The 14130-nt window shown below is 74.1% G+C and carries 11 protein-coding genes; 9 read left to right on the forward strand and 2 right to left on the reverse strand.

Annotated elements, in window-relative coordinates; all coding sequences use genetic code 11:
* Nucleotides 1-119: 119 nt before the first annotated feature.
* Nucleotides 120-1121: a quinone oxidoreductase family protein gene (locus tag OVA32_RS05995; protein ID WP_036315656.1), complete on the reverse strand. Its 1002-nt coding sequence runs from the start codon at nucleotides 1119-1121 to the stop codon at nucleotides 120-122.
* Nucleotides 1122-1223: 102 nt separating this feature from the next.
* Here OVA32_RS05995 and argC point away from each other — a divergent pair, with 102 nt between their 5' ends.
* Genes argC through argR form a run of 6 tightly spaced genes read left to right on the forward strand, consistent with a single transcriptional unit; the run spans nucleotide 1224 to nucleotide 7146 of the window.
* Entirely contained in the window at nucleotides 1224-2264 is a 1041-nt protein-coding gene (gene argC, locus OVA32_RS06000) for an N-acetyl-gamma-glutamyl-phosphate reductase (RefSeq protein WP_267713579.1), read from the forward strand.
* On the forward strand, nucleotides 2261-3421 hold the full coding sequence (argJ, locus tag OVA32_RS06005; protein WP_041104181.1) for a bifunctional glutamate N-acetyltransferase/amino-acid acetyltransferase ArgJ: 1161 nt from the start codon (nucleotides 2261-2263) through the stop codon (nucleotides 3419-3421). Before argC ends, argJ begins: the two co-directional genes overlap by 4 nt.
* An 11-nt stretch (nucleotides 3422-3432) precedes the next feature.
* Nucleotides 3433-4419 carry an acetylglutamate kinase gene (gene argB, locus OVA32_RS06010; protein WP_196296765.1) on the forward strand — a complete coding sequence of 329 codons (987 nt, stop codon included), beginning with the start codon at nucleotides 3433-3435 and terminating at the stop codon, nucleotides 4417-4419.
* Nucleotides 4416-5702, forward strand: coding sequence for an acetylornithine transaminase (locus OVA32_RS06015; protein ID WP_041104178.1), 1287 nt, complete (start codon nucleotides 4416-4418; stop codon nucleotides 5700-5702). Before argB ends, OVA32_RS06015 begins: the two co-directional genes overlap by 4 nt.
* The gene (argF, locus tag OVA32_RS06020; protein ID WP_041104176.1) at nucleotides 5699-6658 is read left to right on the forward strand and encodes an ornithine carbamoyltransferase; all 960 of its coding nucleotides are present in this window, start codon (nucleotides 5699-5701) and stop codon (nucleotides 6656-6658) included. Before OVA32_RS06015 ends, argF begins: the two co-directional genes overlap by 4 nt.
* Nucleotides 6658-7146, forward strand: coding sequence for an arginine repressor (gene argR, locus OVA32_RS06025; protein ID WP_036337506.1), 489 nt, complete (start codon nucleotides 6658-6660; stop codon nucleotides 7144-7146). Before argF ends, argR begins: the two co-directional genes overlap by 1 nt.
* 114 nt (nucleotides 7147-7260) lie before the next feature.
* Here argR and rpf read toward each other — a convergent pair whose 3' ends face one another.
* Nucleotides 7261-8244, reverse strand: coding sequence for a resuscitation-promoting factor Rpf (rpf, locus tag OVA32_RS06030; RefSeq protein WP_135019469.1), 984 nt, complete (start codon nucleotides 8242-8244; stop codon nucleotides 7261-7263).
* A 621-nt stretch (nucleotides 8245-8865) separates the two neighbouring features.
* Here rpf and OVA32_RS06035 point away from each other — a divergent pair.
* From OVA32_RS06035 to OVA32_RS06045, 3 genes are all read left to right on the forward strand, one after another.
* Nucleotides 8866-10107: an argininosuccinate synthase gene (locus OVA32_RS06035; protein WP_041104698.1), complete on the forward strand. Its 1242-nt coding sequence runs from the start codon at nucleotides 8866-8868 to the stop codon at nucleotides 10105-10107.
* 85 nt (nucleotides 10108-10192) lie between these two features.
* The gene (gene argH, locus OVA32_RS06040; RefSeq protein WP_041104700.1) at nucleotides 10193-11653 is read left to right on the forward strand and encodes an argininosuccinate lyase; all 1461 of its coding nucleotides are present in this window, start codon (nucleotides 10193-10195) and stop codon (nucleotides 11651-11653) included.
* 168 nt (nucleotides 11654-11821) lie between these two features.
* Entirely contained in the window at nucleotides 11822-14110 is a 2289-nt protein-coding gene (locus OVA32_RS06045) for a HelD family protein (RefSeq protein ID WP_041104703.1), read from the forward strand.
* The last annotated feature ends 20 nt before the right edge of the window (nucleotides 14111-14130 follow it).

Raw genomic sequence — 14130 nt, forward strand, 5'->3', positions numbered from 1 at the left:
GGGCCTCCGGGGGTGTGAGCGGCAAACCGAGGGTCGGACGCGGACCAAGCCGCAGCGGGACATTCTATGCCCCGCCCGCGGCCGCGCGGGGCGCCTGGAAGGCACCGGGCGGGTCCGGCTCAGGACAGGGTGAGCAGCACCTTGCCCGTCGTCGACCGGGACTCGAGTGCGGCGTGCGCGGCGGCCGCGTCCGCCAGCGGGAAGCGCTCGCCGATCCGTACGTCGAGCTCGCCGGAGGCCCACGCCCCGAACACCTCTCCACCACGCCAGCGGGTCTCCTCGCCCGTGCGCGTGTAGTGCACCAGCGAGGGCCGGGTGACGTACAGCGAGCCGGCCGCGTTGAGCCGCTGCAGGTCGAAGGGGGGCACCTGCCCGGAGGCCCCGCCGAAGAGCACGAGTGTGCCGCGCACGCGCAGCACCTCGAGCGAGGTGTCGAAGGTGTCCTTCCCCACGCCGTCGTACACGACGTGCGCGCCCTCGCCGTCGGTCAGCTCGGCCACCGTGGCGGCGAGGTCCGGGTAGTCCACCGCGGCGACGGCGCCCGCGCCCCGGGACAGCTCCCGCTTCTCCTCCGTGGACGCCGTGGTGACCACGCGGGCGCCGCGGGCCGTCGCGAGCTGGGTGAGCAGGAGCCCCACGCCGCCGGCACCGGCCGTCACGACCACCGTGTGGCCCTCCTCCACCGGGAAGGTGGACCGGCAGAGGTAGTGGGCCGTCATGCCCTGCAGCGGAAGGGCGGCGGCCTCGGCCAGGTCGATGCCCTCCGGGACGGCGAGGAGACGATCCGCGGGGGCGGTGAAGTGCTCGGCGTACGCACCGGTGGCCGTCGCGGTGGCGACACGGGCCCCCAGGAGCGCGGCGTCCACGCCCTCGCCGAGCGCGACGACCTCGCCGGAGCCCTCCGTGCCGGGGGTGAAGGGCAGGTCCATCGCGTAGGTCCCGGAGCGCTGGTACGTCTCGATGAAGTTCAGGCCCGCCGCGGCGGTCCGCACCAGCACGTGCCCCGGTGCGGGAGAGGGCACCTCCGTCTCGGTCCACTGCAGGACCTCGGGGCCGCCCGTGGCGGACACGACGACGGCGTGGTGGGTGCGGGGGACGGCGGGGGTGTTCGCAGTGGTCATGGCCCCACTCTAGGAGCGGGCCCGGACATCCGGCCCGTCCCGGGGGACCCGAGGCACCGCATAGATATTCCGTGCAAGGCATATCTACGCTAGGATGGGGCCATGACCCACACCGTCGCCGTCTCCGGAGCCAGCGGCTACGCCGGGGGAGAGGCCCTGCGCCTGCTCGCCGGCCACCCGTCCGTTACCGTCGGAGCCATCACGGCCCACTCGAACGCGGGGGAGCGCCTCGGCGCCCTCCAGCCGCACCTGCACGCCCTGGCGGACCGCGTCCTCGCCGAGACCACCGCGGACGTCCTCGCCGGTCACGACGTCGTGATCCTCGCGCTGCCCCACGGGGCCTCCGGGGCGCTCGCGGCCGAGATCGCCGAGCGCTCCCCGGACACCCTGGTGATCGACGCGGGCGCCGACCACCGCCTCGAGTCCGCCGCGGACTGGGAGGCCTTCTACGGCACCGCGCACGCCGGGACCTGGCCCTACGGCCTGCCCGAGCTGCCCGGTCAGCGCGAGCGACTCGCCGGCACCCGCCGCATCGCCGTCCCCGGGTGCTACCCGACCACCTCGATCCTCGCCCTCGCGCCCGGCTTCGCCGCGGGGCTGCTCGAGCCGCAGGACGTGGTGATCGTCGCCGCCTCGGGCACCTCCGGGGCGGGCAAGGCGCTGAAGCCGCACCTGCTCGGCGCCGAGGTCATGGGCGGGATGAGCCCGTACGGCGTCGGCGGCGGGCACCGGCACACCCCGGAGATCGAGCAGGGCCTGGCCCAGGCGGCCGGCGAGCCGGTCCGCGTCTCCTTCACGCCCACGCTCGCGCCGATGTCGCGCGGCATCCTCGCGACAGCCACGGCGCGCCTGCGTCCCGGCGTCGCCGCCGCGGACGTGCGCGACGCATGGGCCGAGGCCTACGGCGGCGAACGCTTCGTGCACCTGCTGCCCGAGGGCCAGTGGCCCACCACGAAGGCGGTCCTCGGCTCCAACCACGTGCAGCTGCAGCTCGCCGTGGACGAGCGGGCCGGCCGCGTGATCGTCTGCGCGGCGCTCGACAACCTCACCAAGGGCACGGCCGGCGGCGCCGTGCAGTCCATGAACATCGCCCTGGGCCTGCCGGAGCAGGCGGGGCTCGAACAGCAGGGGGTCGCACCGTGAGCGTCACCGCGGCACAGGGGTTCCGGGCGGCCGGCGTCACCGCGGGGCTGAAGGCCTCGGGCACGCCCGACGTCGCCGTCGTCGTCAACGAGGGCCCGCGCCGCGCGGCGGCCGCCGTCCTCACCGAGAACCGGGTGGCGGCCGCCCCCGTGGTCTGGACCCGCCGCGCCGTGCGGGACGGCCGCGCGACCGCGGTCGTCCTGAACTCCGGCGGGGCGAACGCGGCCACCGGCGCCGAGGGCCTCGCGGACGCCCGTCGCACCGCCGAGCACGCGGCCGCGGCCCTCGCGACCGCCGCCGACGACGTGCTCGTCTGCTCGACCGGCCTCATCGGCGAACGCCTGCCGATGGACACCCTCACCGCGGGCGTGTCCGAGGCGGTCGCCGCCCTCAGTCCGGACGGCGGCGAGGACGCCGCCGTCGCGATCAAGACCACGGACACCGTGGCCAAGACCGCCGTGGCCCGCGGCGCGGGCTTCACCGTGGGCGGCATGGCCAAGGGGGCGGGCATGCTGGCACCCGGCATGGCCACCATGCTCAGCGTCATCACCACGGACGCCGACGTCCCCGCCCCCGCCCTCGACGCGGCCCTGCGCGAGGCCGTGCGCGCCACCTTCAACCGGGTCGACTCGGACGGGTGCATGTCCACCAACGACACCGTGATCCTGCTGGCCTCGGGCGCGTCCGGGACCGCGCCCGAGCCCGAGGCGTTCGCCGCGGCCCTCCACGAGGTCTGCGCGGACCTGTCCCGCCAGCTCGTCGCCGACGCCGAGGGCGCCCGGCACGACATCGCCGTGCGCGTGGTCCACGCCGAGACCGAGGAGGCGGCCGAGGCCGTCGCCCGCGCCGTCGGCCGCTCCAACCTGTTCAAGACCGCGATCTTCGGCCAGGACCCGAACTGGGGACGCGTGATCGCCGCCGTCGGCACGGTCCCGGAGTCGGTCGCCGCCTTCGACCCGTACGCCCTCGACGTGCGCTTCAACGGCGTCCAGGTGTGCCGCGCCTCCGGTGTGGGGGAGGACCGCTCCCGCGTGGACCTGACGGCCCGCGAGGTGCTCGTCGAGGTCGACCTGCACGCCGGCGACGCCGAGGCCACGGTCTGGACCAACGACCTGACGCACGACTACGTCCACGAGAACTCCGCCTACTCCACGTGAGGACCCCCAGCATGAGCCCGCACACCGACCCGGCCACGGCGGCCGCACCCGTCCTGTCCACCGCGGACCGGCTCGACCGCGCCGAGTCCAAGGCGGAGGTCCTCGTCGAGGCCCTGCCCTGGATCCGGCGGTTCGCCGGCACCGTCATGGTCGTCAAGTACGGCGGCAACGCCATGGTGTCGGAGGAGCTGCGCCGGGCGTTCGCCGAGGACATCGTGTTCCTGCACCACGTGGGGGTCCACCCCGTGGTGGTGCACGGCGGCGGCCCGCAGATCAACGCGATGCTCGACCGCCTCGGCATCGCGTCCGAGTTCCGCGGCGGCCTGCGCGTGACCACCGAGGAGGCCATGGACGTGGTCCGCATGGTGCTCACGGGACAGGTGGGCCGCGAGCTGGTCGGCCTCGTGAACTCCCACGGCCCGTACGCCGTCGGCTTCTCCGGCGAGGACGCGGGGCTGCTGCGCGCCCGCCGCACGGGCGCCGTCGTGGACGGGCAGGAGGTGGACCTCGGCCTCGTGGGCGAGGTCACCGGCGTCGACCCGACCGCGATCCTCGACGTGATCGAGTCCGGGCGGATCCCCGTGGTCTCGTCGGTCGCCCCCGAGATCGACGACGACGGCCAGCCCACCGGGCAGGTCCTCAACGTCAATGCGGACACCGCCGCCGCGGCCCTGGCCGCCGCCCTCGGCGCCGCGAAGCTCGTGCTGCTCACCGACGTCGAGGGCCTCTACGCGGACTGGCCGGACCGGGACTCCCTCATCAGCTCGCTCACCGCCGCCCAGCTGCGTGCGCTGCTGCCCTCCCTGGCCTCCGGGATGATCCCGAAGATGGCCGCGTGCCTGGCGGCCGTCGACGCCGGCGTGCAGCGCGCCCACGTCGTGGACGGCCGCCGCCCCCACTCGATGCTGCTGGAGGTCTTCACCTCCGCGGGCGTCGGCACCCAGGTGGTGCCCGACGCCGAACCCACCGCCCCGACCACCCCCGAGGAGGACGCATGAGCACCGACCAGTCCGCGCTGCTGGAGCGCTACCACGCCGCCCTGACCGGCGTCTTCGGCCGCCCCACCCGCGTGCTCGTGCGCGGCGAGGGGGTCCACGTGTGGGACGCCGACGGCCGGCGCTACACGGACCTGCTGGCCGGCATCGCCGTGAATGCGCTCGGCCACGGCCACCCGGCGCTGGTGCGGGCCGTGTCCGAGCAGATCGCCACGCTCGGCCACGTGTCCAACCTCTTCACGTCCGAGCCGCAGATCCGCCTGGCCGAGCGCCTGCTGGAACTGGCCGGCGTGCCCGCGGGCTCCACCGTGTTCTTCGCGAACTCCGGCACGGAGGCCAACGAGGCCGCGTTCAAGCTCGCCCGCCGCCACGGTGCGGACGACCCGTCCGGCCGCCGGACGCGGGTGATCGCGCTCGAGCGGGCCTTCCACGGCCGCACGATGGGCGCCCTCGCGCTCACGCACAAGGAGGCCTACCGGGCGCCCTTCGAGCCGCTGCCCGGCGGCGTGGAGCACGTGCCGGGCGGGGACGCCGCAGCCCTGCGGGCGGCCCTGGCCCCGGACGACGACGGCGCCACCGTCGCCGCCGTCATCCTCGAGCCGGTCCAGGGCGAGGCCGGCGTGCACGGCTGGCCGGCCGGCTACCTGGCCGAGGTGCGGGCCGCGACCCGCGAGGCCGGCGCCCTGATGATCCTCGACGAGGTGCAGTCCGGCGTGGGCCGCACCGGCACGTGGTTCGGCTTCCAGAACCCGGCCGTCACCGGTGCGGCAGAGCCGGTGGTGCCCGACGCCTTCACCCTGGCGAAGGGACTGGGCGGCGGCGTGCCGATCGGGGCGCTCGTGTGCGTCGGCCCCGCCGTCTCCAGGCTGCTCACCGCCGGCCAGCACGGCACCACGTTCGGCGGCAACCCCCTGGCCACCGCCGCGGGCCTGGCCGTGCTCCAGACCGTCGAGGACGAGGGCCTGCTCGGCCACGTCCGCGCCGCGGGCGAGGCCGTGGCCGCCCTGCTGGAGGACCTGCCCGAGGTGGCCGCGGTGCGCGGTCACGGCCTGTGGATCGGCGTCGACCTGGCCGACCCCGCGGGACCGGTCCCGGCCGGCGGGCTGGCCCCCGCCGTCGTCGCCGCCGGCCTCGAGGCGGGCTGGATCCTCAACGCCACCGGCCCGTCCACCCTGCGCCTGGCCCCGCCGCTCACCGTGCCCGTGGCCGAGCTCGAGCGCTTCGCCGCCGCCCTGCCCGGGCTCGTGGCCGCCGCCCTGACCCCCGCCGAAGGAGACCGCCCATGACCCCCGCCACCGCCGTCCGCCACTTCCTGGTGGACACGGACCTCACCCCGGCCGAGCAGGCCGAGGTGCTCGACCTCGCCGCGCAGATGAAGGCCGACCGGTTCCGGCACCGCCCGCTGGCCGGGCCCCGGACCGGCATCGTGTTCTTCGACAAGACCTCCACGCGCACCCGCGTCTCGTTCGCGGCCGGCATCGCCGAGCTCGGCGGGACGCCCTTGATCGTGAACCCGGGGGAGTCGCAGCTGGGCCACAAGGAGTCCGTGGCGGACACGGCCCGCGTGCTGGAGCGGATGGTCGGCGTCATCGTCTGGCGCACGTTCGCGCAGGCCGGTCTCGAGGAGATGGCCGCCCATTCCTCGGTGCCCGTGGTCAATGCGCTCAGCGACGACTACCACCCCTGTCAGATCCTCGCCGACCTGCTGACGGTGCGCGAGCACCTCGGCGGCACGGCGGGCCGCACTCTGACGTATCTGGGGGACGCGGCGAACAACATGGCCCACTCGTATCTGCTCGGCTGCGCGACGGCCGGCATGCACGTGCGGGTCGCCGGCCCCGAGGGGCACCTGCCTGCCGAGGACGTCGTGGCCGCCGCCCGACGGCGGGCGGCGGAGACGGGCGGTTCCGTCCTCGTCACGACGGACGCGGCCGAGGCCCTGGCGGGCGCGGACGTCGTCGTGACCGACACGTGGGTGTCCATGGGCCAGGAGGAGGAGAAGGAGGCCCGCCTGGCGCTGTTCCGGGACTACCAGGTGGACGCCGCCGCGATGGCGCGGGCGGCCGACGACGCGATCTTCCTGCACTGCCTGCCCGCGTACCGGGGCTACGAGGTCACGGCCGAGGTGATCGACGGGCCGCGGTCCGTGGTGTTCGACGAGGCCGAGAACCGGCTGCACGCGCAGAAGGCGCTCATCGCCTGGCTGCTGTACCGCTCCGGCCTGGCCGAGGAGCCGCGCTGATGGCCGCCCCCACGACGAAGATCGCCCGTCAGGCCGCGATCCGGGAGATCCTGGCCACCCGGGGCATCCGCTCCCAGGCCGAACTCTCGGACGCCCTGGGCGATCGCGGGCTGTCCGTCACCCAGGGCACGCTCTCGCGGGACCTGGTGGACCTCGGCGCGGTGCGGACGCGCGGGCCGGCCGGCATGGTCTACGCCCTTCCGGCGGAGGGCGACGACGCCGCCGTGCCGGGCCGCGGCTCGGACGCGCAGCTGAATCGCCTGGCGAGCATGGCCCGCGAGCTGCTCGTCTCCGCCGAGCCCACCGCGAACCTCGTGGTCCTGCGCACGCCCCCGGGCGCGGCGCAGTTCCTGGCCAGCGTGATCGACCAGGCGCGCGTGGAGCACGTGATGGGCACGATCGCCGGCGACGACACCATCCTCCTCATCACCACGGGGACCACGTCCGCCCCGGCCGTCGCGGCCCACCTGCTGGGTCTGGCGGGCTAACCGACCCGTCCGGCCCCGCCCGCGCGGGTGACGGGCACCAGGCACGAGGAAGGCCCCCGCCGACGGCGGGGGCCTTCCTCGTGTGGTACCGGTCCGGGGGACCGGTCAGGCGTCTCAGGCCTGCGGCAGGACGAGCTCCTGGCCGACGTAGATCACGGCGGCGTCGGAGACGGCGCCCTTGTTGGCCTCGTAGAGGGCGGTCCAGCCACCCTCCACCTCGTACTCGTTGGCGAGCTTCCAGAGGGAGTCACCGGACTTGACGACGATGGTCTCGGCCTCGGCGACGACGGCCTGCTCCGCGGCAGCGGCCTGCTCAGCGGCGGCAGCCTTCTGAGCGGCGGCCTTCTCCGCGGCGGCAGCCTTCTGAGCGGCAGCCTTCTCCGCGGCGGCAGCCTTCTGAGCGGCAGCCTTCTCCGCGGCGGCGGCACGCTGGGCAGCGGCCTTGTCGGCGGCGGCCTGCTCGGCAGCAGCCTGCTCGGCGGCCCAGCGCTCGGCGGCGGCCTGGTCGGCAGCAGCCTGCTCGGCGGCCCAGCGCTCGGCGGCGGCCTGGTCGGCAGCAGCCTGCTCGGCGGCCCAGCGCTCGGCGGCGGCCTGGTCGGCAGCAGCCTGCTCAGCAGCGGCCTGCTCAGCAGCAGCCTCGTCGGCGGCGGACTGGCGCTGCACGGTGGCGGTGCGCTCCACGGCGACCGGGGCGGCCTCGGTGGCGTCCACGTCACCGGCGTCCGCGTCAGCCTGGGTCAGGCCCAGCTTCTGCGAGCACAGCGGCCAGGCGCCCCAGCCCTGCAGGTCCTGGAGGATCTCGGCGCGCTTGATCTGCTCGGCCTTGGAGGCCTGGTGCGGGTAGCCCTCGCCGCCGACGGCCTGCCAGGAGGACAGGGTGAACTGCACGCCGCCGTAGAAGCCGTTGCCGGTGTTGATGTCCCAGGTGCCGTTGGACTCGCACTCGGCGAGGCGGTCCCAGGTGTCCACGGTGGCGGCCTGGGCCAGGGCGGAGAAGCCCACGGCGGCGGCGCCGGCGAGGGTCATGCCCGCAACGATCGAGGCGGTGGCACGGCGGGAGCGGGTGGCGGAAGTGGTGAAGAGAGTCATGGTGTCCATGGCGAGTCCTCGCTGATCGGTGGCCGAGGCACACCGGGGTCGTCCTTCTCCTTGGTCGGGTCATGCCCTCCGTCGGTTCGAGACGACCCAGCAGCGGGCGACCGTCGGAGGGGGTTCGATGTCGTGGCCTCCCCGTCCCCGACCTCTCGGTCAGATCACGGTTCGATCACGAATCGGCTACGGAAGAGTCAACGACGGGAGCCCCCCTCGCGTCAAATCATGGGTCGACGAATTCTTGCCCGTCCGTCTCACATTTGAGATCAGGTGACGAATCGCTCCCTGAGGCGGGAGTACGTGGACGAAATGCACGCCACTGCCCGCATTGGATCTTAGGGCGTCTGATTGGACAGTGTGGACAACCTCCGTCACAGGGGCGTGGGCGAAGGTCACGATCGACGGTCGAAGCCGTGACCGGCGTCGCGTTCGACCCGAACTTCGAGCGCGGGGCCATGGTTGCGGGTGGCCGCCGCGGTGGGCGCAGAGGGGCTGCGCAGGATCCATCAGGAGCTGATATTCCGTCAGTTGCATATTTATTCAAGACCCGGGTAGGATCGTCGCCGAGCACGCCTCCGACGGCCACGTGCCGCGCTCGGAGACCCCCCTATATAAAGAGGAGAAAACGTGAAGGAACGCATCATCCTTGCCTACTCGGGCGGCCTGGACACCTCCGTGGCCATCGGCTGGATCGCCGAGGCCACGGGCGCCGAGGTCGTCGCCGTCGCGGTCGACGTGGGCCAGGGGGGCGAGTCCCTCGAGACGATCCGCCAGCGCGCCCTGGACTGCGGCGCCGTCGAGGCCTACGTCGCCGACGCGCGTGACGAGTTCGCCGAGCAGTACTGCATGCCCACGCTCAAGGCCAACGCCCTCTACATGGACGCCTACCCGCTGGTCTCCGCGATCTCGCGCCCGGTGATCTCCCGCCACCTGGTCGCGGCGGCCCGCCAGTTCGGCGCCTCGACGGTGGCGCACGGCTGCACCGGCAAGGGCAACGACCAGGTCCGCTTCGAGGTCTCCATCCAGACCCTCGGCCCCGACCTGAAGTGCATCGCGCCGGTGCGCGACCTCGCCCTGACCCGTGAGAAGGCCATCGAGTACGCCGAGCGCAACGACCTGCCGATCGTCACCACCAAGAAGAACCCGTTCTCGATCGACCAGAACGTGTGGGGCCGCGCCGTCGAGACCGGCTTCCTCGAGGACATCTGGAACGGCCCCACGAAGGACGTCTACGACTACACGGACGACCCCGCCTTCCCGCCGGCGCCGGACGTGGTCACGATCGCCTTCGAGCGCGGCGTCCCCACGGCCCTCGACGGTCGCGCGCTGAGCCCGCTGGAGATCATCGAGGAGCTCAACCGCCGGGCCGGTGCCCAGGGCGTGGGCCGGATCGACATCGTCGAGGACCGCCTCGTGGGCATCAAGTCCCGTGAGATCTACGAGGCACCGGGCGCCATGGCGCTGATCGCGGCCCACCGTGAGCTCGAGAACGTCACCCTGGAGCGGGAACAGGCGCGCTTCAAGAAGCATGTGGACCAGCGTTGGACCGAGCTGGTCTACGACGGCCAGTGGTACTCCCCGCTGAAGCGGAACCTGGACACGTTCATCGACGCGACCCAGGAGCACGTCAACGGTGAGATCCGCCTGGAGCTCCACGGCGGCCGTGCCACGGTGCAGGGTCGCCGGTCCGAGACCGGCCTGTACGACTTCAACCTCGCCACGTACGACGAGGGCGACTCGTTCGACCAGTCCTCGGCCCGCGGGTTCATCGACATCTTCGGCCTGTCCGCGAAGACGGCCTCGGAGCGCGAGCAGCGCCTGCGCGGCGGCGACGACCTCCAGGACGTCGCCCGCCTGTCCAACGACTGACCCCGCACGCCCCGCGCACGACGGCGGCCCGCCCGCGCCCGGGCCGGCCGCCGTCGGCCTGTCACCGACCTCGAGGAGACCTTCGATGACCGAGAACACCGACGCCCGCCACGGGACCAACGAGGGCGCCCTGTGGGGCGGCCGCTTCGCCGGCGGCCCTTCCGAGGCGCTCGCCGCGCTCAGCAAGTCCACGCACTTCGACTGGCGCCTGGCGCCCTATGACATCGTCGGCTCCCGTGCCCACGCCCGGGTGCTGCACACCGCCGGTCTGCTCAGTGCGGACGACCTGGACGGGATGATCGCGGCCCTCGACCGGCTCGAGGCGGACGTGCGTTCCGGTGCCTACACCCCGGCGGCGTCCGATGAGGACGTGCACGGCTCGCTCGAGCGCGGCCTCATCGAGCGGGCCGGTCCCGAGCTCGGCGGCCGCCTGCGGGCCGGCCGATCCCGCAACGACCAGGTCGCCACCCTCGGCCGGATGTTCCTGCGCGACCACGCCCGCATCATCGCGCGGGGCGTGATCGCCACGGTGGACGCGCTGCTCGATCAGGCGCGGGCGCACCCGTACGCGCCGATGCCGGGCCGCACCCACCTGCAGCACGCGCAGCCCGTCCTGCTCTCGCACCACCTGCTCGCGCACGCCTGGGCGTTCGCGCGGGACCTGCAGCGGCTCGTGGACTGGGACGCGCGCGCGGCCGTCTCGCCGTACGGCTCCGGGGCCCTGGCAGGCTCCTCCCTGGGTCTGGACCCGAACGCCGTGGCCACCGAGCTCGGCTTCGAGTCGGCCGTGTGGAACTCGATCGACGGCACCGCCGCCCGCGACGTGTACGCGGAGTTCGCGTGGGTCGCCGCGATGGTCGGCGTCGACCTGTCCCGCATCTCGGAGGAGGTCATCTTCTGGGCCACCAAGGAGGCGGGCTTCGTGACGCTGCACGACGCGTACTCCACAGGGTCCTCGATCATGCCGCAGAAGAAGAACCCGGACGTCGCCGAGCTGGCCCGCGGCAAGTCCGGCCGCCTCATCGGCGACCTCACGGGGCTGCTGGCCACGCTCAAGGGCATGCCGCTGGCCTACAACCGCGACCTGCAGGAGGACAAGGAGCCCGTCTTCGACGCCGCGGACACCCTCGAGCTGCTGCTGCCCGCCGTCTCCGGGATGATCGCCACCCTCGAGTTCCAGACGGAGCGCATGGCGGAGCTGGCCCCGCAGGGCTTCGCGCTGGCCACCGACGTCGCCGAGTGGCTCGTCCGCCAGGGGGTCCCGTTCCGCGAGGCCCACGAGCTGTCCGGCGAGGCCGTGAAGGCGGCCGAGGCCCGGGGCGTGGAGCTGTGGGACCTCACGGACGAGGAGTACGCGGCCATCTCGCCGGCGCTGACCCCGCAGGTCCGCGAGGTGCTCAGCACGGAGGGCTCGCTCGCCTCTCGCGACGCCCAGGGCGGGACCGCGCCGACGGCCGTCGCGGCGCAGATCGGGGCGCTCGAGGACGCCCTGGAACCGCTGCGCCGCTGGGCCGACACGCCGGGCTCCGTCGTCGACGCCCGCTGACGCGGTCGCCCGGTCGAGTCGGCGTCGGCCGGGCCGGACGCGGCGGTGCCCGGCAGGGCACCGCCGCGTCACCCGCCGTTCACCGCGGTCGGCGTAGCATGGGTGGTCACTTTTCCGCCGGGCGGGCCGCAGCGTGGTCCGCCTCTCACCGCACCGCGAGGGCCCCCGATGACCGATACCGTGTCCGTCCGCCAGTCCGAGCTCGACCTCGAGCGGGGTCGGGTCGCCGAGCGGTACGCCCGCCTCGACGCCCTGCGTGAGGAGAAGGAGCGCCAGCTCGCGGCCGTGCGCCGGACCGGTCCGCAGGGGTCGCTGCAGAACCACTCCGAGCGCGACGCCTTCGCCAGCCTCTACGAGGACCGACTCGCCCAGCTCTACGCCGTGGACGACCGCCTCGTCTTCGGCCGGCTCGACCTCGACGCCGAGCGGGAGGGTGGGGCCGACGAGCAGCGGTACATCGGGCGCATCGGCCTCACCACCGAGGACCACGAGCGCCTCCTCGTCGACTGGCGCGCGGCCGAGGCCGGCGCCTTCTACCAGGCGACGGCGGCCCACCGGGGCCGCGTGCGCCGTCGTCGTCACCTGATGCTGCGGGGGCGCGAGGTGCGCGACCTCGAGGACGACATCCTGGACCCGACGCTGCTGGGCGAGGACGGCGTGCGCGCCGATGCCCAGGGTGCGCTGCTGGCCGCCGTCACCGCCCGACGCACGGGACGGATGGGGGACATCGTCGCCACGATCCAGGCGGAGCAGGACGAGGTGATCCGCGCGCCCCTGCCCGGGGCGGTCGTGGTGCAGGGCGGGCCCGGCACGGGGAAGACCGCCGTCGCCCTGCACCGCGCCGCCTACCTGCTGTACACCCACCGGGAGCGCCTCGCGCGCTCGGGCGTGCTGATCGTCGGCCCGTCGACCGCGTTCATGCGGTACATCGAGCGGGTGCTGCCCTCGCTGGGCGAGACCGGTGTCGTGATGTCCTCGCTGGGGACGCTGATGCCGGGTGTGCGGGCCGTCCCGGAGCGGGACCTCGACGCGGCGGCGGTGAAGGGCCGGCTGGACATGGTGGACGCCGTCGCCCACGCGGTCGCGCAGCGCCAGCGCCTGCTCGTCGAGCCGCGGCGCCTGATGATCGACGGCACGGCCGTCAAGCTCAAGCCGGCCATGGTCCGGCGCGCCCGGGACAAGGCGCGGGCCACCCGCAAGCCCCACAACGAGGCCCGGGTGACGTTCGTGAAGATCCTCGTCCGCGAGCTCGCGGAGAAGCTGCGCAAGAAGCTGGAGAAGTCCTCGGGCACCCCGGTGCAGCGTGACCTCCTGCTGGAGGACGTGCGCACCTCGCGCGACGTGCGCATCGCGCTCAACCTCTGCTGGATGCCGCTGACGCCGGAGAAGCTGATCGGCGACCTCCTCACCCGGGAGGACCTGCTCCGGGCGGCCGCCCCGTGGCTCTCCGACGCCGAGGTCGGCACGCTCCTGCGGCCGGCCGACGCCCCCTGGACCGAGGCCGACGTGCCCCTGCTGGACGAGGCGGCCGAGCTGCTCGGACGCCTCGAGACCCCGGGCCGGGGTGGTGAGTTCGCGGCCCAGCACGAGCGCAACCTCGAGAACGCCAGGGCGTCCCTGGAGAACATGCACCAGACGCTCGCGGACCTGGGCGTCGACGGCGTCGTGGACGCCGAGCAGCTGGCCGCGGCCAATGAGGCACGCGGGGTGCGACGGACCACCGCTGAGACCGCGGCCCACGACCGCACCTGGACGTACGGGCACGTGGTGGTGGACGAGGCTCAGGAGCTCTCTCCGATGCAGTGGCGCCTGCTGGCGCGCCGCTGCCCGATGAAGTCGTTCACCATCGTGGGGGACATCGCGCAGTCCTCCCGTCGTGACGCGGCCGGCTCGTGGGCGTCCGTCCTCGCCCCGGAGTTCGGGGACCGCTGGCGCCTGGAAGAGCTGACCGTGAACTACCGCTCGCCCGCGCGCGTGATGCGCTGGGCCGCGCAGGTCGCACGGGCGGCCGGGCTCGAGGTCTCCCATCCGCGCGCCGTGCGCGAGGGCGACCACCGCCCGCGCCTGGTGACGGAGCCGGGCGGGGACGTCGCGGCCCTGGCCCTCGACGCGGTCGAGGTCGAGCGGGACCGCGTGCCCGAGGCCCTGACCGCCGTGATCGCCCCCGCCGGGCGGACGGGGGAGCTGCTCACGGTCCTCCGGGAGCGGTGGGGGGAGGCGGCCGTGGACACCGCGCCGCTGCCCGGCGTCGAGATCGTCGTCGCCACCCCGTGGGAGACCAAGGGACTGGAGTTCGACACCGTCGTCCTCGTCTCGCCCGAGCGGATCGTGGCCGACGCGCGCGGCGTGGTGGGCGATCTGTACGTGGCGATGACCCGCGCCACCCAGTCGTTGTCCGTCGTCGCCGGGACGGACGCGGCCGCGCTGCCGGCCGGGCTGGCGGACGTCCCGGAGTGAGCCCCGCGGGCGACGTCGCA

This window comes from Micrococcus sp. SL257 (genome assembly GCF_026625585.1).
Taxonomy (GTDB): domain Bacteria; phylum Actinomycetota; class Actinomycetes; order Actinomycetales; family Micrococcaceae; genus Micrococcus; species Micrococcus luteus.